15 protein-coding genes and 1 riboswitch are annotated in these 21747 nt (G+C 66.5%); of the genes, 4 read left to right on the top strand and 11 right to left on the bottom strand.

Annotated elements, in window-relative coordinates:
* Positions 1 to 18 precede the first annotated feature (18 nt).
* The 4 genes from wecC to GLA29479_RS10640 form a co-directional block, all read right to left on the bottom strand.
* Positions 19 to 1275 carry a UDP-N-acetyl-D-mannosamine dehydrogenase gene (gene wecC / locus GLA29479_RS10655; protein WP_057971546.1) on the bottom strand — a complete coding sequence of 419 codons (1257 nt, stop codon included), beginning with the start codon at positions 1273 to 1275 and terminating at the stop codon, positions 19 to 21.
* 166 nt (positions 1276 to 1441) lie between these two features.
* Positions 1442 to 3706, bottom strand: a complete 2265-nt coding sequence (gene wecB / locus GLA29479_RS26065; RefSeq protein WP_169795641.1) for a non-hydrolyzing UDP-N-acetylglucosamine 2-epimerase — start codon at positions 3704 to 3706, stop codon at positions 1442 to 1444.
* 1114 nt (positions 3707 to 4820) lie between these two features.
* Positions 4821 to 7046, bottom strand: coding sequence for a polysaccharide biosynthesis tyrosine autokinase (locus tag GLA29479_RS10645; RefSeq protein ID WP_057918536.1), 2226 nt, complete (start codon positions 7044 to 7046; stop codon positions 4821 to 4823).
* Positions 7047 to 7082: 36 nt separating this feature from the next.
* Complete coding sequence (locus tag GLA29479_RS10640; protein ID WP_057918535.1) at positions 7083 to 7517, bottom strand: low molecular weight protein-tyrosine-phosphatase; 435 nt, start codon at positions 7515 to 7517, stop codon at positions 7083 to 7085.
* A 1067-nt stretch (positions 7518 to 8584) separates the two neighbouring features.
* Between GLA29479_RS10640 and GLA29479_RS10635 the strand changes: the two genes are divergently transcribed.
* The 3 genes from GLA29479_RS10635 to GLA29479_RS10625 all read left to right on the top strand — a co-directional run bounded on the left by GLA29479_RS10635 (position 8585) and on the right by GLA29479_RS10625 (position 13036).
* A complete protein-coding gene (locus GLA29479_RS10635) occupies positions 8585 to 9691 on the top strand; it encodes a polysaccharide biosynthesis/export family protein (RefSeq protein ID WP_057918534.1) in 1107 nt (368 codons plus the stop codon).
* Between the two features lie 91 nt (positions 9692 to 9782).
* Positions 9783 to 10658, top strand: a complete 876-nt coding sequence (locus GLA29479_RS10630) for a capsule biosynthesis GfcC family protein (protein ID WP_057918533.1) — start codon at positions 9783 to 9785, stop codon at positions 10656 to 10658.
* A gap of 41 nt (positions 10659 to 10699) precedes the next feature.
* Positions 10700 to 13036, top strand: coding sequence for a YjbH domain-containing protein (locus tag GLA29479_RS10625; protein ID WP_057971545.1), 2337 nt, complete (start codon positions 10700 to 10702; stop codon positions 13034 to 13036).
* An 81-nt stretch (positions 13037 to 13117) separates the two neighbouring features.
* On the opposite strand, the gene mmsB is transcribed toward GLA29479_RS10625, so the two are convergent.
* From mmsB to GLA29479_RS10600, 5 genes are read right to left on the bottom strand one after another with little or no spacing between them, the layout of a single operon-like run.
* On the bottom strand, positions 13118 to 14008 hold the full coding sequence (mmsB, locus tag GLA29479_RS10620; protein ID WP_057971544.1) for a 3-hydroxyisobutyrate dehydrogenase: 891 nt from the start codon (positions 14006 to 14008) through the stop codon (positions 13118 to 13120).
* On the bottom strand, positions 14005 to 15177 hold the full coding sequence (locus GLA29479_RS10615) for an enoyl-CoA hydratase/isomerase family protein (protein ID WP_057973156.1): 1173 nt from the start codon (positions 15175 to 15177) through the stop codon (positions 14005 to 14007). Before GLA29479_RS10615 ends, mmsB begins: the two co-directional genes overlap by 4 nt.
* Positions 15174 to 15983, bottom strand: a complete 810-nt coding sequence (locus GLA29479_RS10610) for an enoyl-CoA hydratase (protein ID WP_057971543.1) — start codon at positions 15981 to 15983, stop codon at positions 15174 to 15176. The genes GLA29479_RS10615 and GLA29479_RS10610 overlap by 4 nt, the downstream gene beginning before the upstream one ends.
* Positions 15980 to 17158, bottom strand: coding sequence for an acyl-CoA dehydrogenase family protein (locus GLA29479_RS10605; RefSeq protein WP_057973155.1), 1179 nt, complete (start codon positions 17156 to 17158; stop codon positions 15980 to 15982). The genes GLA29479_RS10610 and GLA29479_RS10605 overlap by 4 nt, the downstream gene beginning before the upstream one ends.
* Positions 17159 to 17169: 11 nt before the next feature.
* Positions 17170 to 18684 carry a CoA-acylating methylmalonate-semialdehyde dehydrogenase gene (locus tag GLA29479_RS10600; RefSeq protein WP_057973154.1) on the bottom strand — a complete coding sequence of 505 codons (1515 nt, stop codon included), beginning with the start codon at positions 18682 to 18684 and terminating at the stop codon, positions 17170 to 17172.
* Between the two features lie 139 nt (positions 18685 to 18823).
* Positions 18824 to 19044: riboswitch (cobalamin riboswitch) on the bottom strand.
* Between the two features lie 511 nt (positions 19045 to 19555).
* On the opposite strand from GLA29479_RS10600, the gene GLA29479_RS10595 reads away from it, so the two are divergent.
* Positions 19556 to 19804, top strand: coding sequence for a hypothetical protein (locus tag GLA29479_RS10595; RefSeq protein ID WP_057918528.1), 249 nt, complete (start codon positions 19556 to 19558; stop codon positions 19802 to 19804).
* A 508-nt stretch (positions 19805 to 20312) separates the two neighbouring features.
* Here the strand turns inward: GLA29479_RS10595 and GLA29479_RS24470 are convergent.
* Positions 20313 to 20543, bottom strand: a complete 231-nt coding sequence (locus GLA29479_RS24470) for a hypothetical protein (RefSeq protein ID WP_144436449.1) — start codon at positions 20541 to 20543, stop codon at positions 20313 to 20315.
* Between the two features lie 232 nt (positions 20544 to 20775).
* Positions 20776 to 21723: a Vps62-related protein gene (locus GLA29479_RS10590; RefSeq protein ID WP_057918527.1), complete on the bottom strand. Its 948-nt coding sequence runs from the start codon at positions 21721 to 21723 to the stop codon at positions 20776 to 20778.
* Positions 21724 to 21747: the final 24 nt, after the last annotated feature.

Below are 21747 nucleotides of genomic sequence, written 5' to 3'. Positions count from 1 at the left end.
TCGAGCGCCTTGCGGCGCTCAGGTCCAGATGCCCTTGGTGTCGATGATCTTCAGGTGCGCCGGCATCGACAACTCCTTGAAGGGTTTGTGATCGACCAGCAGCACGGCGATGTCGGCCTGCGCGCTCGCGGTCGGCAGATCCACCAGGATCACGTTCGGCGAGTTGAGCTTGTCCGGCAGCACCGAGATATGCGGCTCGACCGCGAGCACGCGGCCCGGGTGGCGGCTGGCCAGTTCGATGGCGATGTCGAGTGCCGGGCTTTCGCGCAGGTCGTCGATATCGGGCTTGAAGGCCAGGCCGAACACGGCGATGGTCAGGTCCTTGCCCTGTTTGCCGTCGGCCTGCGCCTGCTCGATCGCTTCCTCGACCTTGTTCATCACCCAGGCCGGCTTGCCGTTGTTGACCTCGCGCGCGGTGCGGATCAGGCGCGCTTCTTCCGGCGCGCTGTCGACGATGAACCAGGGGTCGACGGCGATGCAGTGGCCGCCGACGCCGGGACCCGGCTGCAGGATGTTGACGCGCGGATGGCGGTTGGCCAGGCGCACCAGGTCCCAGACGTTGATGCCGAGCTTGTCGCAGATGATCGACAACTCGTTGGCGAAGGCGATGTTGACGTCGCGGAAGGCGTTCTCGGTGAGCTTGCACATCTCCGCGGTGCGGGCGTTGGTGACCACGCATTCGCCGCGCACGAAGCTCTTGTACAGCTCGCAGGCGCGTTCCGAACAGCGCGGTGTCATGCCGCCGATGACGCGGTCGTTCTCGATCAACTCGCGCATGACGTGGCCCGGCAGCACGCGCTCGGGGCAGTAGGCGACGTTGACGTCGGCCTGTTCGCCGGCCTGCTGCGGGAAGCTCAGGTCCGGGCGCGCCGCGGCGAGCCAGTCGGCCAGGCGCTCGGTCGCGCCGACCGGCGAGGTCGATTCCAGCACCACCAGGTCGCCCTTCTTGAGCACCGGCGCCAAGGCCTTGCCGGCCGCTTCGATGTAGGCCAAGTCGGGCTCGTGGTCGCCCTTGAACGGCGTCGGCACGGCGATCAGGAAGGCATCGGCGGCCTCGGGCTGGGTCGAAGCGCGCAGGAAGCCGCCGGTGACCGCCGCGCGCACGGCGACGTCGAGTTCCGGTTCGACGATGTGGATTTCGCCCCGGTTGATGGTATCGACGGCATGGCGGTTGATGTCGACGCCGATCACCCGCTTGCGCGCCGCGGCGAACGCGGCGGCGGTGGGCAATCCGATGTAGCCAAGGCCGATGACCGAGACGGTTTCGAAACTCATGAAAGACTCCGTTGAGTGCCCGCGGGGGAGGGCGTTGCTGCTCGATTAAGAGACGTTGCGAAGAGGGGTGGTACGAAAGAGGAAATACGAATGAAGAACGGAGACGGACGGGCCGCCTCCGGTGCGTCTGCGGCGCGCAGGCGCAAGCCTGCCGCGCCTGCGGGCGTCAGGCCGCCAACTGCGAGGCCGTGGTCTTGAGGCCGGCCAGGGCTTCGACGATGCGCTGGCAAGCCTTGCCGTCGCCGTAGGGGTTATGGGCGATGCTCATGGCCTGGTACGCGGCGGGATCGTCGAGCAGGGCGGTGATGCCGTCGGCGATCGCCTTGCGGTCGGTGCCGACCAGCTTGACCGTGCCGGCGCCGACCGCTTCCGGACGCTCGGTAGTGTCGCGCATGACCAGCACCGGCTTGCCGAGCGACGGCGCTTCTTCCTGGATGCCGCCCGAGTCGGTCAGGATGATGTGCGCGGCATTCATCAGATAGACGAAGGGCAGATAGTCCAGCGGCTCGATCAGGTGGATCTGCGGCATGTCGCTGAGCAGGCGGTTGACCGGCTCGCGCACCTGCGGATTGAGGTGCACCGGATAGACGATGTCGACGTCCGGATGGCGCAGGGCGATGTCGCGCAAAGCGTGGCAGATGCGCTCGAAGCCGCCGCCGAAGCTTTCGCGGCGATGGCCGGTGACCAACACCACGCGGCGCTCCGGGCGCAGGAACGAGAACTGCGCCGACAACTCGGCGCGCAACGCCGGAGTGCGTTCGATGCGCTGCACCACTTGCTTGAGCGCGTCGATCACGGTGTTGCCGGTGATCTCGATGCGGTCGGTCGGGATGCCTTCGGCGCGCAGGTTGTCGCTCGACGACTCGGTCGGCGCGAAATGGATCGCGGCGAGGGCGCCGGTGAGCTTGCGGTTGGCTTCTTCCGGCCACGGCGAGTACAGATTGCCGGTGCGCAGGCCGGCTTCGACGTGGGCGACCGGAATCTGCTGGTAGTACGCGGCCAGGGTCGTGGCCATGGTGGTCGACGTGTCGCCGTGTACCAGCACCACGTCGGGCTTGAGCTCGGTCAGCACGCGCTTCATGCCGGTCAGGATCGCGGTGGTGACGTCGGTGAGATCCTGGCCCGGCTTCATGATCGCCAGGTCGTAGTCCGGCTGGATGTCGAACAGGGTCAAGACCTGATCGAGCATCTGCCGGTGCTGGCCGGTCACGCACACGCGCGCCTCGAAGCGCGGGTCGCCGGCGAGCAACAAGGCCAGCGGCGCCATCTTGATGGCTTCAGGACGCGTGCCGAACACGCACAGGGTCTTGATGCGGTAGGCCGACTGCGGCATCGCCGCGGTCGAGGCCAGCGCAGGCGCCAAGGCATTATCGTCGCCGAACAACTCGTTGCGGCCGAAACTCAAGGTCGAGGCCTCGGCGAGCGTGGACGGCGCCAATGCGGTTTCGCTTTCGGGCTGCCAGGCCGGCGCAGGCTGCGGCTTCCAGCCGTGCGTGGTCGCGGTGGTGTAGCCGCCGAGCAGGCCGAAGAACAGCAGCAGGTTCAGGCCGAGGCCGGCACCGCGCAAGGAGTAACCCAGTGCGGTCAGGGCGCAGGCGGCGGCGATCAGGATCAGCAAGGTGGCGCGCGGCGAACGGCCGGAGTCGAGCAGCATGTAATGCAGGTGCTGGCGATCGGGTTTGAACGGCGAGCGCCCCTGGCGCACGCGGCGGTACATCACCGCCAGGGTGTCGATCACCGGCAGGGCCACGCACCACAGCACGGCGGCAGCGTGGATGCGCGGGGTGCCGCGCTGGTTCATGTAGATCAGGCTCCAGGCGAGCACGTAGCCCAGCAGCATGCTGCCGGCGTCGCCCATGAAGATCTTGCGCCCGCGCCAGCCGCCGAGGTTGACGAACAGGTAAGGAATCAAGGCCGCGAACAGCACCGGCAGCAAAGGCAGGGCGCCTTGCGAGAGTAGGCCGGCGCGATCGAACAGCAGGATCGCGGCGATGCTGACCAGGGCCAGACTGCCGGCCAGGCCGTCGATGCCGTCGAGCATGTTGAAGGCATTGATCAAGCCGACTACGCCGATCACGGTCAGCGGAATGCCGAGGAGACCGAGGCGGATCGGACCGGTGCCGAAGACGTTGCCGACGTCGTTGAGGTAGAGGCCGCTGCCGGTGATCATCAGGCCGGTCGCCAGAACCTGCACGAACAGGCGCGAGCGAACGCTGAGGTCCTTGGCGTCGTCGATCGCGCCGACCACCACGATCAGCGCGGCGCTGCCGAGCAGCGAGAGCGCATAGCGATCGGCCAGACCGAGATAGACCGCGCCGGCGAGCAGGCCGGCGAAGAAACACAGGCCGCCGATGACCGGGATATGCCCCTGATGCCGCTTGCGCGCATTGGGCCGGTCGACCAGGCCGATGTGTTCGGCCAAGGGATGCATCGCGTACATCGCGATACAGGTGACGAATAGCGCGAGGGCGCACGCTATCGCAAATTTTTCATCCAGCATGACGATGAGTCCGGGGGTAGTCTTCGTTGACCTGGCCGACAATCGCCGCCCCCCACGGTGATCGTCCCTTTGGCGTTTCTAGTTGTTCTTGCGGTTGTTCGCGATGCCGCGACCGGTCGATGCCGGTCGATTCGAATAATGGTTTTCAAAAACAAAAATGGAATGACTGATCGACATGTCCGGCGGCCGTGGGTGCAGATGCGCTGTGCATCGCATGTCGCTGGGATCGCCTGCCTGCGGCGGCGTCCGGTTGCATGCGTGCTCGTGCGCGACTGCTTGCCTGTGTACTACACGGTGAGCTGCATACGTGCGCCTAGGTTGCCATCTCGAGTTCAGGAAATACTGTGAATCTGTAAGGGCTTTCACGGTGACGTGGTCCCGTCGCGAGCGAATCTCATGTTTCGTTCATTTGTCGTTCGCATTCGCGGCGAGTGAGCGAGCGTGATTCCGTTCTGGGTCGTGCTTCGCATGCGAACTGCGATGCGCGGTTACGCATTGCTTATGTCTTGCGTAAAAATATCCAATGGCCAAAAAGTGTCCATGCGTTGCCGTCGCTTTTCGTATCGTCGTTTTCCTCGGGAAAAGCGCTTTTTTCGGATCCGGCAACTGGGTTTCGCGGTGGCGGGCCGCGCCGGCTCCGATGTTCCATCGCCGCGGTCGGTCGGCTGTCCGCATGCGCTCCGTGCGCGAGCCGCGGTACGGATTCGTGCGGCGATCCCGCAGCGCCGACAGGCTGCTCCGCTTGCATGACGCTGCAATGTCATCGCTGCGGCGAATGAGCGGAAACGTTCGCCATGCATCGAACTGCGCCGACATTGCGACTGTGCCGCAGTGGTCGGTGGATCCAAATAGCGCTTGGGCATAAGCGAAAGCGCGCCGTGCATATGTACGGCGATCGAATGCCGTGCTTGATCCGGATCGCATCGCGCCTGCGATGGCATTCGCGAAACCGATGGCATTCGCAAGATCCGGTCGCAGCGAGCGCGGAGCGGCGCATCTTCGGCTTTCGCTGCGCCGGGGCGAACCTTGCGCAGCGGGCCGCCGATCAGCGTTCCGGTATCGGCTGGTATTCGTAACCGTAGGCGTAGGTGCTGTCATGGCGCTTCTCGACCGCATTGAGAATGGCGCCTCTGAGCTCGATACCGTTCTGCTCGAAGCGCTGCTTGGCGAGCGCCAGTTCCTTGGCGGAGTTGAAGCCGAAACGCGCGACCAGCAGGCTGGTGCCGGCGTAGCGGCCGATGATCGCCGCGTCGGTCACCGCCAGGATCGGCGGGGTGTCGATGACCACCAGGTCGTAGCGCTGCGACACCGTCTTCAACAGGGTGGCGAAGTTCGGGTGCATCAACAGTTCGGACGGATTCGGAGGCACCTGTCCGCGCGGAATGAAGTCCAGGCCGGGGATGGTCGAATGGCGCGTCGCGCCGGCGACGTCGACGCGGCCGACCAGCAGATCGGACAGGCCGTTCTGGTTGGTGTGGCCCATGACCCGATGCAGGGTGCCGCGGCGCAGGTCGGCGTCGATCAGCAACACGCGCTGGCCGCCCTGGCTGATGACGGTGGCCAGGTTGGTCGAGACGAAGGTCTTGCCGGCGCTCGGTCCCGAACCGCAGATCATCAGGATGTTGTTCTTGGCCTCCATCATGGCGAAGTGCAGGCCGGTGCGCAGGCTGCGCATGGCTTCGATCGCCAGGTCGTTGGGCGCGTCCAGCGACAACAGGTGCGGCTTGTCGTGGCGCTTGCCGTTGCTGCGCAACTGCTTGCCGAGGCTTTCGTGGTCGCGCTGGTACTGGCTCATCGGAATCGCGGCGTAGACCGGCAGGCCCAGCTGTTCGATTTCCTTGGCATCCTCGACGCCGCGGTTGAGCATCTGCCGCACCAGCACCCAGCCGATCGCCGCGAATGCGCCGAGGAAGGTGCCGATCAGCACCAACTGCAGGCGCTTGGGCTTGACCGGCTCGTTGACGTCGACCACCGAAGGGTCGATGACGCGGGCGTTGCCGACCGTGCCGGCGCGCGCGATGTCGAGCTGCTGCGCCTGGTTGAGCAGGTTGGTATAGGTGAGGGTGCTGACCTGCATGTCGCGGGTCAGGCGCAGTACTTCCTGCTGGGTTTCGGGCAGGGCGCTGATGCGGTCGCTCAGCTCCTTCTTGCGCGCTTCGATCTCGCCGAGCTGCTCCAGCAGGGCCCGGTAGGCCGGATGCTTGGGGGTGTAGCGGCGGCTGACTTCGGCCTGCTGCATCTTCAGCTGCGAGAGGCTGTTGTCGAGGGCGACGATCTGGTCGAGATAGGATTTGGTCTCGACCGTGATGTCGACGGTATGCGCTTGCGATTGATAGGCGTTGAGCGCCTGCTCGGCCTTTTCCAGGTCGCGGCGCACGTTCGGCAACTGGCCCTTGACGAATTCCAGGCTGTTGGCGGCTTCGGCGGAATTGCGCTCGACGTTCTGGCGCGTGTATTGGCGGGTGATGGCGTCGAGGGTCGCGGCGGCCTGGCCCGGATCGCCGAGCAGGTAGCTCAGCTGGATGATGCCCGAGTCCTTGGCGCGCTCGGTCGCGGTCAGGTTCTTCTGCAGGGCGGTGATGATCGCCAGGCTCGGCAGCTTGACCAGGTCGAAACGCATGCCCGGGTTGGCCGCCATCTCCTTGATCTGCAGCTTGACGCCGCCGCCGGCGGCGGGCTCGCCGACCTTGCCGGTCAGCAACAGGGTGTCGTCTTCGTCGTACAAGCGGTACGCGCCGGCGTTGTCGGCGACCAGGGTCAGCGGCAGGCCGAGCAACTCGTTGGAGACCTCGAACTGGAACACGTCGAGGCGCTCGCCGCCCCAGCCGTAGCTGCTCAGGCCGAACCAGGGCGAAGCGACTTCGCCGGGCGCGGACGGGATGAAGCGGCGCGCAAGCACGCCGCCGATCAGCGGAAACTGCCTGGGCTCGACCTGCACGTCGAGCTTGAGGTCTTCGACCGCCTTGCCGACCACCGCGCGCGAAGTCAGCAGCGCGATCTCGGTGACCGCCTGCGGCGCCGAGTCGGTCAGCACCTGCGAGACCGCATTGAGGCCGGGCAGGGTCGGGGTATTGGATTCGACCTGGATCATCGCGTTGGCCTGGTACACAGGCGCGGCGAGCAGGGCATAGGCGACGCTGAGGGCGAAACCGGCCGCGGTGACGGTGGCGATCAGCCACTTGTGGTCGATTAGCGTGCCGAGTAGCGCGGCCAGATCGATCTCATCGTTATCGTCCTGAGACGGACCAGGAGCCGCGGATGTTTTCGACATTGGGGTGAGACCTGCTGAAGAGTGGATCGTGTTATGTCAAAGATGGGCCGCCCAGCTACTCACCCCTGAGTTGATCAGCTGATAGGCCTGTTCGAAAGCGCTGCGCGGTTGCCGGTACGGGTCCGGAACCGCGGTGTCGTCCTGCCATTTGCCCAGCAGGTAGGTCTTGCCACGTGCGTGCGGCGCCAACTGCAGCAGCGCGTTTAGGTGTTTGCGCTCCATCGCCAGGATCAGGTCGGCCGAATCGATCATGGCGCGATCGATCTGCCGCGCCACGTGCGACTCGCCGTTCAAGCCGTGCTCGTTGAGCAGGACTTGCGCGGTGGCGTCGATCGGATGGCCGACCACCGCGGCCAGGCCCGCCGACTCGACGACGATGTTCTTGCCTTGCAGGCGGTGCCGCAGTAGTACTTCAGCGGTCGGACTTCGGCAGATGTTGCCGATGCAGACCATCAAAACCCGGTTGAACACGTGCTGTAGGTCTCACCTTGGATGGGCATCGGAACGGCCCGGGAAAGTTTTCGACCTCGCGTGCGCGATGCCGGCGGCTGCAGAATCAACAGGCCCGATGATGCGGTCGTTCGGGCCTTTCGTCCGGCTCCGTGCCGTCGGCGACTCGGCACACGCAACATGTTGCAGTGCGCCGAAAGTGACGGTGCGGAATGTAAGAGCTGATTCTTGCAGGGTCAACACGAAGCAAGCCCGCGACTTCAAAGACGTGACGCGAGTCACTTGGCGATTGCGCACGCCCGCAACGGATTCGCTTCGCGATACGGTGTTTTAACGAAATATTTTGACGAATTTGGATTTATCCGCATTGCGTTATCTGCATTGCGTTGCCGTCGATACGCCATCGTCGACGACGAATCGGTCGACGGCGCTTGCATGCGAAGCCGCTCTTCGGCGATGTCATGCCTATGCAACGGGCACCGCATCGGCGATGGAGGATCGGCGATGCGGTCACGTATCGCAACGCGAAACTTAAGCCTTCGCTGAACATGGCCGCTGCGATATGGCGTATGCGCAAGGCTCGCAAGGCCTTGCTGCAAGCGTTGCGGCCGCTTCGCGCCGTATCGCGCGCTCGCGAAAAACGTGATCAGGTACCGTTTGCCCGAATGCGCGTGAACGGCGAGGGGCCAATCGCCGCGCGCTGTCGCTATACTTCGGACAGGGGACTGCACTGCTAACGATCGTATCCGCTAGGAGCCCACGTCTCATGAAGTACCTCGCCCTTGTTGCCGCAGGCCACCGCGCCGATCCACCGGACCGCGCCCCTGGCTTCGCCTTCCGCAACGCATTGGGCCGCGCCGGATCGCCCGGGCCCTCCGTCCGTCGCAGCGCCGCAACCCGAACCGGGTGCGCGTGCCGGCGGCCATCGCGTTAATCGAGCCGGCAAGGTTCTCTGACGCGGCCACGTCGGCACCGGCCGACTCAACGACCCATCGACATCCATGAAGTCGGCCGTCCATCGACAGGCCGATGTACGAACCCGTCCGGCGCGGTATCCGCGCTCGCGACATCGAGAGACTGAATCGCATATGAGAAAGCTTTCTGGCTGGGTGGCGATCGCCGCCGCCGTCGTCGGACTCAACGGCTGCATGTGGGCCCCGGGCCAACACATGAGCCCGAAGCAGTTCGTGAGCGACGCGTCCATCGACGAGGACCACGTCGAGATCGTGCCGATCACGCCGAAGCTGCTGGCGATGGACAAGGCCGACGCGCCGGCCGCGGAAGTGCCGGCGGAGTTGCTGGGCTACAAGCCCGAGCCCTACCGCATCGGTGCCGGCGACACGCTGTACATCACCATCTGGGACCACCCCGAACTGACCTCGCCGGCCGGCACTCAGCAGCAGACTGCCGCCAATGGCCGCATGGTCGGGCCCGACGGCACCCTGTTCTATCCCTACATCGGCTCCCTGCAGGCGCAGGGCAAGACCATCGACGAACTGCGCACCTTGATCACCGCGAAGATCGCCCAGGTGATCGAAAGCCCGCAGGTCGACGTCAGCATCATCGATTACGGCAGCCAACGCGTGACCCTGCAGGGCGCGTTCGTGAAGACCGAGCGCCAGTCGATCACCGCCACGCCGCTGACCCTGTCGCAGGCGATCGGCAGCGCCACCATCGACCCCTTGCGCGCGGACCTGTCCGGCCTGGTGCTGACGCGCGCGGGCCAGCACTACCGGATCGATCTGGACGCGCTCAATCGCGGCAAGCAGATCGCGCCCGACATTTATCTGAGGGCCGGCGACCACATCTATCTGCCGTACAACGACCGCAAGGAAGTCTATGTGGTCGGCGAAGTGATCCGGCCGATGGCGATCAACTTCAAGACCAGCGACATGACCCTGTCGCAGGCGCTCGGGCGCACCGGCGGCCTCAATCCGTTGACCGCCAAGGGCGATGCGGTCTACGTCATCCGCGGCGTCGAGGACATGCAGAAGCAGCCGGCCAAGATCTATCACCTCAGCGCCAAGTCGCCGGCGTCGTACGCCTTGGCCAGCCAGTTCACGGTGCGGGCCGGCGACGTGGTGTTCGTCGGGCCGGCCGGGGTGACGCGTTGGAACCGCTTCGTCAACCAGTTGTTGCCGTTCTCCAACATCCTCAACAACTCCGCGAACACGCAGGACCTGCTCGAGCGCTGAGCCGGCAGGTCTGAGCAGCAAGGCGATCGAGCGGATGGGTAATCGCAGCACCAATGCAGCGCTCGTGGGCGGCCGATTCCTTCGGACGCCCATGCTCGCCCGCGCGTTTGCCGGCGCTCACGCTGCCCGACTCGCGCTGGCGGCGCTGTTGTCGATCGGGCTGTGCAGCGCTTCGGCCGTCGCGCAGACGCGGGTCGCGGTGAGCGGTGCGGTCGAGCGTCCCGGCGGGCAGGTGTACCCGGGCCGGGCGCGTTTGCGCGATGCGGTACTCGCGGCGGGGGTACGGCCGCAGGCCTATGTGGCCGGCGCGGCCTGGCTGCGTCCGGGCTTGGTCGAAGCGCAGCGCCGTTTCAAGACCGGCATCGTGTTCGATCTGTCGCAAGTGATCGCCGAGGCGAGCGCGCGCAATGACGAGGGGCTGCTGGCGCTCGCCGAACGCATGACCGCCGGCGTGCGGGCGATGCCGGCGACCGGACGTCGCATCGTCTCGCTCGAATTGAAGGCGCTGGAAAAAGATCGCGCGAACAATGCGCCGCTCGCCGACGGCGACCGCCTGCATTATCCGGAGTTGCCGAAAGACGTTCGCATCGTCGGCGCGGTCGGCAAGGATTGCGTGCTGCCGTATGCGAGTTGGCGCGGTGTCCGCGACTATCTCGGCGATTGCCCGGCGGCGGCCGAAGCCGACCGCGATCGGGTTTATCTGGTTCAAGCCGGCGGACGGGTGAGCGAGTATGGCATCGCCCTGTGGAATCGCGGCGAGCCCCTGCGCCTGGCGCCGGGCACGACGATCTACGTGCCGATCGATGACCGGCGTGTGCGACGGATCGCGCCCGACCTCAATCGCGAATACGCCGAATTCCTGGCCACTCAACCCTTGCCCGAAGCGGACGCCGCCGCGCTCAAGGCCGAGGCCAAGTCCGACGCGGTGGCCGCCGACGACGTCGCTCGCGATGCGAGGCCGTTCTGAATACCGGCCGACCGCCTCCGCGCCACAGCCAGATCGCGCTGTTGGTCGTCGCCACGCTGGCCGCGCGCTTCGCCCATGCCGGCGATCAGGCGCCGACCCAGGGCGACTTCGGCGGCGCCGGCCTGTGGCAGACGCCGACCGCGCGCATGGCCGACGAAGGCGAACTCGCGCTCTCGGTGAGCCGGGTCGAGCCGTATGCGCGCTACAACTTCACCGCCCAGCCCTTGTCGTGGCTGGAAGGTACCTTCCGCTACACCCGTTTCGACAACGACGCCGCGCCGGTCGCGGACGGCGGCCGTTCGAACTCGGCCAAGGCCTTCGACGCCAAGATCCGTCTGAGCCGCGAGAGCCGGTACCTGCCGGAGGTGGCGGTCGGTGCGCGCGACATCGCCGGCAAGCGCTATTTTTCCAGCGAGTATGTGGTCGCCAACAAGCGCTTCGGACCGGTCGACGCCAGCCTCGGCGTCGCCTGGGGCAATCTGGGCGCGCGCGGCAACCTGGCCAATCCCTTGTCGGCGCTCGACGATCGCTTCGATCTGCGCCCGTCGCGCAGCGGTTTTTCCGACGCCCGCTATCAGTTCGACCGGCCGCGTTACTTCCACGGCCGTGCGGCGGTGTTCGGCGGCGTGGCCTATCGCCCGGCCGGCAAGCCCTGGGAAGTGAAGCTCGAGTACGACGGCAACGACTACCGGCATGAGCCCGGGGCGCGCCGCATCAAGCAGAGCTCGCCGTTCAACGTCGGCGTGGTCTATCGACCGAATCGCCATCTCGACCTGAGCCTGGGCCTGCAGCGCGGCAATACCGCCTCGTTCGCCCTGACCCTGCACACCAACGCCGCCCGTCTCGCCGAACCGATCAAGGCCAAGGACCCGCCGCCGGTGGCGCGTCGATACGACGATGCGCCGGCGATTCCGACGATGGTGGCGGCGCCGGATCTGGTCGCGCCGGTAGCATCGGCAGTGGCTTCCGCGGGGCAGGGGGCTACGACTGCGCTGGCTTCGGGGGCGGTCGTGGCGGCGGGTACCGCTCCGTCGCCGCCATCGACGCGGCCCACGGGTCTTGCGCTGCTGGCGGCGAAGGACGAATCCAAGGCAACGCCGCAAGCCGGCTTGCCGCAGACCACGACGACACAGACTTCAACGACCCAGACGTGGCCCGAGCCGACCGCGCCCGAGCAGGTCGACTGGGAGCAGGTCAGCCGCGAGCTGTACGACAATGCCGGCGTGAGGGTCAGCAAGATCTCTCGCCGCGGCAGCGAATTGTTCGTCACCGGCGAGCAGACCCGCTATCGGCATTCGGCGAAGGGGTTAGGCCGCACCGCGCGCATTCTCGATAACCAAGTCGATGCCTCGGTCGACTGGTACACCCTGGTCTCGACCCGCGCCGGCATGGAAGTGGTCGAAACCAGCGTGCAGCGCAAACGCTTCGGCGAACTGCTCGATGGCGAGGCCGACCTCAAGACCTTCCGCCTCGGGGTCGAACGCAACCGCCCGCCGGCGCGTCGCGAAGAGTTGTTGTATCGGGCGCCGCTGGACCGTTACGACGGCGGATTCGGCCTCAGCATCGGTCACGAACTCGGCGCGCCCGACACCGCCGCCTTGTACAAGATCGGCATGGCTTACGACGCCGACTACCGGTTCGCGTCGAACCTGTGGTTGAGCGGCCGCATCGAGGCCCTGATCGCCGACAACTACGACCGCTACGACGGCGGCCCGGTCACGATCCTGCCGCGTGTGCGCAGCGACGTGCGCGAGTACGTGACGTCCTCGCGGGTGACCATGCCGCAACTGCAGTTGACCGCGGCCGGCTCGCTGGGCGCCGACTGGTATGGCATGGCGTATGTCGGCATGCTCGAAAGCATGTACGGCGGCGCCGGCGTCGAGACGTTGTATCGGCCGTTCGGCCAGCGCTGGGCAATCGGCGCCGACGTCAACTGGGTGCGCCAGCGCAGCTTCGACCAGGATTTCTCGTTCCGCCGCTATCACACCGTCACCGGCCACCTCAGCGCCTATGTCGATACCGGATACAAGGACATCAGCCTGAAGGTCAGCGCCGGGCGGTATCTGGCGCGCGACTGGGGCGCGACCGTCGACGTCTCGCGCCAGTTCAACAACGGCGTGCGCATGGGCGCCTATGTGACCTTCACCGAGTATTCGCCGCGCCAGCCCGGCGACGGCGGTTTCGACCGTGGCCTGTATCTGTCGGTTCCGTTCGACCTGGCGCGGCAGCGTTCCAGCCGCAGCCGCGCCGATTTCGCCTGGTCGCCGGGCATCCGCGACAACGGCGCGCGCTTGAACAAGCGCTACGGCCTGTACTCGCTGACCGAGGACCGAGACCGCGCCAGCTTCTCCGGCAACCTGCAGCGGATCGTCGAGTAACCGCTACGGGCGGTCAGTAAACCGGGTCCGGCTACGGCGCGGCGGCGCAATCTCCATCGCCGCCGCCGACCCGCCCCGCGTTCACAGGTCTTTCGCCACCAGCTTGACCACGCTGGAGAAGTCCAGGCCGCCGTGGCCGGCGCGGCTGTTCATCGCGTACAGATTGCGCGCGAGTTCGCCGAGCGGGATCGAGGCGCCGGTGCTCATCGCCGCTTCCGCGGCCAGGCCGAGGTCCTTGAGCATCAGGTCGTTGCCGAAGCCGCCGCTGTAGCCGCGCGAGGCCGGCGCATTTTCCAGCACCCCCGGCCACGGATTGCAGACTTCTGTGGCCCAACTGCGGCTGGTGCTGACCGCCATCATCTGCGACAGCACTTTCGGGTCGAGCCCGTGCGCACTGCCGAGCGCCAGGGCTTCGCCGGTCGCGGCCATGATCACGCCGAGCGCCATGTTATTGCACAGCTTGGCGACCTGACCGGCGCCGCTGGCGCCGACGTGGAAGATGTTCTTGCCCATGGCCTGCAACAGCGGGCGTGCGCGTTCCAGCGCCGAGGCTTCGCCGCCGACGATGAAGGTCAGAGTGCCGGCGGCGGCGCCGGCGGTGCCGCCGGACACCGGCGCATCGATCATCTGCAGGCCGCGCGCCGTCGCGGCCGCGGCGACTTTCTGCGCCGAGGCCGGGGCGATGGTGCTGCAATCGATCACCAACGCGCCCGCCGGCATCTGCGCGAGCAGGCCGGCATCGCCGAGGTAGAGGCCTTCGACGTGGCGGCTGGCCGGCAGCATCGAGATCACCACCTCGGCATCGACCACGGCATCGGCCGCGTCGATGGCGGCATGGGCGCCGGCCACGACCGCGCCGGCGACGAGGGCCGGCGCGAGATCGAACACGCGCAGGCTGTGGCCGGCCTTGAGCAGGTTGGCGGCCATCGGCCCGCCCATGTTGCCCAGGCCGATGAAAGCGATGCGGCTCATGCGGCGGTCTCCGTGGTGGCGCCCAGGTCGGCGAGCGGGTGCGCCTGCGTCGGCCAGGGGGCGCTGAAGAAGGTTTCGGCCCAGGCCGGCGTGGCCTCGGCCAGGCGGGCGGGGTTCCAACGCGGCGTGCGGTCCTTGTCGATCAACAGAGCGCGTATGCCCTCGGCGAAATCGCCGTGCGCGGCGCAATGCAAAGACGCGGTGTATTCGAGGCGGAAAGTGTCGGCGAGCGATAACCCGGCGGCGCGGCGCTGCAACTCGTAACCGAGCCGGGCCGAGCCGGGCGACCCGGCGGCGAGGGTCTTGCGCGCGTTCTGCAGCCAGGCGTCGTCGCTGTCGAGCGCGGCGATGGCTTCGACTACCGCGGACAGATCGTCGTGCGCGCAGGCCGCGGCGATCGCCGCGGCGTGTTGTTGCAAGGGGCCGGGTGGGGCGGGTTCGGCGCAACCTTTCAGTACAGCGCTGAGCCGGCGCGCATCGTCGCCGTCGTCGGTCCAGTTCACCGCGGCGAGAGCGGCGTACAACGTTTCGCGTTGCGCTTCCGCCAGGTAGTGATCGGCGAGACCGGCATGGATCGCGTCGCCGGCGTTGAGCGCGGCGCCGGTCAAGGCCAGGAACAAGCCCGCGCGTTGCGGCACCCGGTTCAACAACCAACTGCCGCCGACGTCCGGGTACAGGCCGACGGTGATTTCCGGAAACGCCAGCTTCGAGCGCTCGCTGACCACGCGGTGGCTGGCGCCGGCCATCAGGCCGATGCCGCCGCCCATGACGATGCCATGGCCCCAGCACAACAGCGGCTTGGGGTAGGTGTGGATGCGGTGGTCGAGCCGGTACTCGGTCTCGAAGAACTCGCGTGCGTGGACGTTGTCGCGAATGTCGCGGCTGCCGCTGGCGCGATGCTCCAGCATGCCGCGATACAGCCCGTGCAGGTCGCCGCCGGCGCAGAAGGCTTTCTCGCCCGCGCCTTGCAGCACGACGACGGCGACGGCTTCGTCCTGGGCCCAGGCCAGCAGCTGCGCGTCGAGCAGCCCGGCCATGCTCAGCGACAGGCCGTTCAAGGTAGCTGCCGCGTTCAAGGTGGCGAAGCCGATGCGACGCCCGTTGGCGGTGCCGCGTTCCTCGAACAGGACCGGGGCGACGACGGCTTCGTTCTCGAGCACGGCGTTCATGCGTTCTTCCATTGCGGGGCGCGCTTTTCCAGGAAGGCGAGCACGCCCTCGGTCTGGTCGGCGCTGTCGAACAGATCGACGAAGGCCTCGCGCTCGCGCACCAGGGCGGTGTCGTGGCTCTGGCTGCGGGTGGCCTGGATCAAAGCCTTGCAGGCGGCGACGCTGGTGGGGCTCTGCTTCTCGGCCTGCTTGGCCCACTGCAGTGCGCGCGCCTTGGCCTCGCCCTTGCCGACCACTTCCTCGACCAGGCCGATGCGCAGGGCGGTCGCGGCATCGACGCGTTCGCCGAGCAGCATCATCCGCTTGGCCCAGCCCTCGCCGACCAGGCGCGGCAGGTGCTGGGTGCCGCCGGCGCAGGGCAGCAGGCCGACGGTGGCTTCGGGCAGGGCGAGCTGGGCCTGTTCCTCGACGATGCGCAGATCGCAGGCCAGCGCGCATTCCAGTCCGCCGCCCATGGCATAGCCGTTGATCGCGGCGATCGACACGCCGCGGAACGCACTGAGGGTCTCGAAGGCTTCGCCGAAACGACGCGCGGCCTCGCGTGCGAGCGCCTTGTCGCCCTCGGCAAATTGCTTGAGGTCGGCGCCGGCGGAGAAGAATTTCTCGCCTTCGCCGGTGACGACCAGGGCGTAGACCTCGCGGTCGGCGTCGAGGTCGCGCACCAACTCGCGCAAGGCGGCCAGGCTGTCGCGGGTCCAGGTGTTGGCGGGCGGGTTGCTCAGGGTGACGACGGCGGTGTGGCCGTCGATGTCCAGCTTCAGTCCGTCATAGACCTTTCCGGTGTGCTGCTTGTCGGCGCGACTCATCGCAATTCCTCTTCGGTGTTCAACAGATGGCGCGCGATGATCACGCGCATGATTTCGTTGGTGCCTTCCAGGATCTGGTGCACGCGGCAGTCGCGCAGCAGGCGCTCGATCGGGTATTCGCGCATGTAGCCGTAGCCGCCGTGGATCTGCAGGGCCTCGTTGCAGATCGCGAAGCCGGCATCGGTGGCGAAGCGCTTGGCCATCGCGCACCAGACGATGGCGTCGGCGCTGCCGGCATCGAGCTTGCGCGCCGCGGTGTGCACCATCTGCCGCGCCGCGACCAGTTGCGTGGCCATGTCGGCGAGCTTGAACTGCAACGCCTGGAACTCGGCGAGCGGTTTGCCGAACTGGCGCCGTTCGCCCAGGTAACGACGTGCGGCGTCGAGTGCGCCCTGGGCCGCTCCGAGCGAGCAGGCAGCGATGTTGAGGCGGCCGCCGTCCAGGCCCTTCATGGCGATCTTGAAGCCATCGCCTTCGCCGGCGAGCAGGTGCGCCGCCGGCACGCGCACGTTGTCGAACACCACCGCGCGCGTGGGCTGGCTGTTCCAGCCGAGCTTTTCTTCCTTGCGCCCATAGGCGATGCCGGCGCTGTCGGCGGGCACCGCGAAGGCGCTGATGCCGCGTGCGCCGTCGCCGCCGGTGCGCGCCATCACCACCAGCATGTCGGTGGCGCCGGCCCCTGAAATGAAGGCCTTGGCGCCGTTGATCAGGTAATGATCGCCATCGCGTTCGGCGCGGGTGCGCAGGGAGGCGGCATCGGAACCGGCGCCGGGTTCGGTCAGGCAGTACGAGGCCAGGCATTCGCCGGAAGCGAGCCGAGGCCCCCAGAGGTCGCGTACGGCCGGCGAGGCGTGCGCGGTCAACATCCAGGTCGCCATGTTGTGGATGCTGATGAACGCCGCCGTGGACGGATCGAGCGCGGCCAGCTCCTCGAACACGACCACCGCATCGAGCCGGGTCAGACCCGAGCCGCCGGCGGCGTCGTCCACGTACAAGCCGCAGAAACCGAGTTCGCCGGCTTTGCCGATGGCCTCGCGCGGGAAGATGCCTTGCGCGTCCCAGTGCGCCGCATGCGGCGCCAGTTCGGCCAGGGCGAAATCGCGCGCGGCCTCGCGGAAGGCGAGCTGGTCTTCGCCGAGCTGCGATGGCGGTGGATTGACCGCCTGCAGGTTCATGACGGCGGCCATCACTTTAGACTGATCGTGGTGTTGACGCCGTGGCCGAGCGTGTCGTCGTCGAACCAACGCGCGGTGACCGTCTTGGTCTGGGTGTAGAACATCACCACTTGCTTGCCGTAAGGGCCGAGGTCGCCGAGCTTGGACGCGCGCGAGCCGGTGAACGAGAACAACGGCACCGGCACCGGGATCGGCACGTTGATGCCGACCTGGCCGACGTCGATGTCTTCCTGGAAGCGGCGTGCGGCGGCGCCGGACTGGGTGAACAGCGCGGTGCCGTTGCCGTTGGGGTTGGCGTTGATCAGTTCGATCGCGGCCTCCAGGGTGTCGGCGGCGAGCACGATCAGCACCGGGCCGAAGATTTCCTCGTCGTAGATGCGCATGCCGGGCTCGACTCCGGAGAAGATCGTCGGGCCGACGAAGTTGCCGCGCTCGAAGCCCGGCACGGAGGGCTTGCGGCCGTCGAGTTCGAGCCTTGCGCCTTGCTCGACGCCGGCGGCGATCAGGCTTTCGACGCGTTCGCGCGCGGCGCAGGAAATCACCGGGCCGACGTCGGTGCCGGGCTCGGTGCCGGCATTGACCTTGAGCGTGCGCGCCTTGGCGACCAGTTCCGGAATCCAGGCTTGCGCTTCGCCGACCAGCACCGCGGTGGAGGCGGCCATGCAGCGTTGCCCGGCGGCGCCGAATGCGGCGCCGGCGAGGGCGTTGAGGGTTTGCTCCTTGTTGGCGTCGGGCAGCACCACCGCATGGTTCTTCGCGCCCATCATGCACTGCACGCGCTTGCCCGCCAGCGAAGCGCGGTGGTAGACATGGGTGCCGACCTTGGTCGAACCGACGAAGGACACGGCCTTGATGTCCGGGTGGTCGCAGATCGCATTGACCACGTCTTCGCCGCCGTGCACGACGTTGAGCACGCCCTTGGGCACTCCGGCTTGCAGCGCCAGTTCGACCAGGCGCATCGTCACCAGCGGATCTTGTTCCGACGGCTTGAGCACGAAGGTGTTGCCGGTGGCGATGGCCATCGGGAACATCCACAGGGGAATCATCGCCGGGAAGTTGAACGGGGTGATGCCGGCGCACACGCCGAGCGGCTGCAGCAGGGTGTAGGTGTCGACGCCGCCGGCGACGTTGTTGGCTAACTCGCCGAGTTGCAGGTTGCCGATCGCCGCGGCGTGCTCGACCACTTCCAGGCCGCGGAAGACGTCGCCTTCGGCATCGGCCAGGGTCTTGCCTTGTTCGGCGGTGAGGATCGCGGCGAGCTCGCCCATGTGCTCGCGGATCAGTTGCTGGTATTTGAGGAAGATGCGCGCGCGCGCGCCGATCGGGGTCTTGCGCCAGCTCTTGAAGGCCTGTTGCGCCGAACGCACCGCGGCGTCGACTTCGTCGGCGGTGGCGAACGGCACCCGCGCCAGCACTGTCTGCGTAGCGGGGTTGACGACATCGCGCCATTGTTCGGATCGGGATTCGACGAAGGTACCGTCGATCAGCAGCTTGACCGTCGCGACTTCGGTCGCGACGCGATTCATATCGTTCATTGTTTCGGCTCCGTGTCGCTCACCCGCGTGACGGGGATTGCGGAGCAAGACAAGTCGGTTCCACGCAACGGACATCCGCGTCGAGCCAGCCCGTCCGGTTGCCCACCGCAACACCCGAGGACGGCATCGCATGCGATGCCCGCCACTGGCCGGTCTCCGGGCTTGCGAGCGATGCGGAGCGATCCGCATCACCCCGACACCTTCCCGCGAAATCGCAGTGGTATTGAGTCGGGTGTTCTCGCCTACCGTTGCGGGGGCAGCGCCGGAATGGAGTCTGTCGACTCGCACCGGCTTCCCGTTTCACCCTGCTCGCCGGTACGGCGGCAGGACACCTGTGGCCGGCGGAGTGTAGGCGTCGGATCGAAAGCGAACAAGCTGCATTGCGCAAAGCTGCGCGCTCGTTCGCACGACGGCGTGGTCGGATGGCTTCGGACGCCGCATTCATCTTGTTGCTGCGCGCATGTGTGACGACTCGGCGCGGCACCGCACCGCGGCGAATGGAATGCATGGCGAGGAATGCGCCGCATGTCGGTTGCGGGAGCGCTCGCGATGTCGACCGCGTTTGCCTGTGCGGGGTTCGGGCGAAATGCCGGGCATCGCTCGATATTGTGATGGGCGGCGTGTATTCCTGGAAACGATGCAGGCGAAATGGCTGGTGCGGCGGGGACGGCTGCGGATAGGGGCATACGGATCGGCATGGGCGTGCCGCCGCGATGGGGAGCATCGGCGGCGGTGGATCGGTTCGTCGTCGAGCGTCGGCACTGAAGAATCCCGCGGGCCGTGGCCGCTCGGGTGACATTCGCATGCCGTTGCAAGATCATGGCGAGAGCGCAACGCGGCATTCTCGAAGGAGCGGTACCCGATGACCACACGCGAACGACGCAACGGAACCGAGCAGGCCAGCGCCGTGGCCTTGCGCGCAGGGCTGACCCGCGAGCAACTGGACGCGTTGACGACCTTGGAGCACTTTCGTTGGGAACTGCGTTTCGTTCGGCGGCCGCTGTTCCTGGAGCCGATTCCGGTGGTGTTTCATCCCGATGGCGAGCGCTACGCGGTGCTGGAGGCGGACGGGTCGCTCAATGAGAATCCGGGGTTCGAGATACGTCGTTGAGGGGGCTGTCGGTGGCACGGGTTGGTTGGTGCCCGCGTCATCGCGCCGGGTGCCCTCAGGGTAGGAGCGGCGCGAGCCGCGACCGCGGGATGCGCAGTCATCGCAACGTCGGTGTCGTCTATCGAAGCGGTGTGGTTTCGCGAGAGTAGGGGCGGCGGCCACAGGGATTTTCTTCGGTTGCAAGCCGCGACCGTGTTTTATTCCGCTGCGGCGTCTGTGGCCGAAAGACGGTGAAGCAATTGCACCTAAAACAGCAAGAACAGAGCTTCCGTCCGCTGACGCGGCCGGGTTACTTTCTTTTGCTAAGCCCAAAAGTCCGTCTGGATTCCCTTCGGTCAAAGATAACCAAAGAAAAGGGCTTTCCTTGACGAAGCTCCCCTGCGAGTTCGATGCGCGCGCCGGGATTTTCCGATAAGACATCCTTGTCTTATCGGAAAACGCCGCACGTCCTGTGCGGCGCCCTCCGGGTCTCCTGGTGTTCTCGCAAGTTCGGTACTGCGCCAAGCTTTCACGGCAAAGGCAAAGGCAAAGGCAACGAAAAACTTCCGTTGCCTTTGCCTTTGCCTTTGCCATTGTCGTCGCCGTCGCTGTGCGTCGTCTCGACCTCGCGACGGTCATAGAAGACCCGGAGGGCGGCGCGCAGGGATGCGCGCCGTTTTTCATCGGGACAGGGATGTCCCGTATGAAAAAGCCCTGCGTTGGCATCGCTCGTGCGGGCTTGTGATTCAAAAGAAAGCATTTTTCTTTGGTTAGCTTTCTTTTGTTGCTTATGACAAAAGAAAGTAACCCGCCGCTTTAGTGGCGGAAGCTCTTAGCGTTTGATCTGGATCTGGATCTGGATCTGGATCTTGCTTGAGCGATGCGCTGCGAAACCGAAGCGACGCAGTCGCGGCTCGCGCCGCTCCTACATGGAGGGCGCGGCACTGCATTGCTTCAGCCTGCAGATCATGTCGCTCCTGCCATCACCACGCTCAGGGCGGAAACACGAACGGCGGATAAGGCCCATAGAACGGGAAGCCCGGTGTCTCGTCGTTGGGCTGCAGCGACGGATCGGCGTCGCCGGCCACGATCGGTCCCTTGTCCGCTGACGGTCCGGTCGGGCCGGTGGTCTCGGCGATGCCCAGTTCCTGGCCGCTGCCGCGTTCGCCCCACAGCACGTGGCCGCCATACCATTCCTGCGTGGTCACATCGACCGCCGGCTGGCCGGCCAGGTCGAAGCGTACGCCGCCGCTCTTGGCCGAGTCGTCGATGCCGGGTGCCTTGGTTTCCCAGGAGCCGGTCTCGGGGAAATTCGCATGCGAGCCCTGGCCGACGTAGGACACCGGGCGGCCGTCTTCCTTCGGCGTGTCCGCCCATGAACGCTCGGCGTTCAGGCCGCCGTGGGCGCTGTAGCGCACCGCGGTCGGCTGATATTGATCGTCGAGCTGCACAGTGATCTTTTCCCAGTCGCCTTCGTGGTTCTGCACGTCGCCGAGGCCGGGCGGGCCGTCGTTGTAGGAATAGAACAGGTGGTAGGTGATGGTGTTGCTTTCGGGATCGTACTGATAGAGGTTTTTGCTGTTGGCGAGGTCGCCGTCGCGGACGCCGTCGCCGAGTTCTTCGTTCTGATGGTCGAGGAACAACTGGCTGTCGGCGTCCTTGTTGTCGGGCCCGATGTCGGCCAGCTCCCGCGCCGGCACCTCGCCCAGTCCATGCAGTTCTTTGTCGCCCCAGAAGTCGCGTTCCTGGCGCAGCGTCGATTGCTCGATATAGGTGTTCGGGTCCTGCAGGAAATTTTCTTCCTGGGGATGGAAGTAGAGGATCGGGGCGTAGCGCTGAGCGAGTTCCTGCTGCTGCACGGGAGTGAGCGGCGCCGGGGTGACCGGCTCGGCCGGCGGCAGGCATTGACGGGAGGGGCCGGAAATATCGGAGGGATACATGGCTCTGCTCCAGTGCGCGGGAGG

The organism is Lysobacter antibioticus, assembly GCF_001442535.1.
Classification (GTDB): Bacteria; Pseudomonadota; Gammaproteobacteria; order Xanthomonadales; family Xanthomonadaceae; genus Lysobacter; species Lysobacter antibioticus.
The sequence above is the reverse complement of the archived record's forward strand: the minus strand, read 5'-3'. Positions and strand labels throughout refer to the sequence as shown.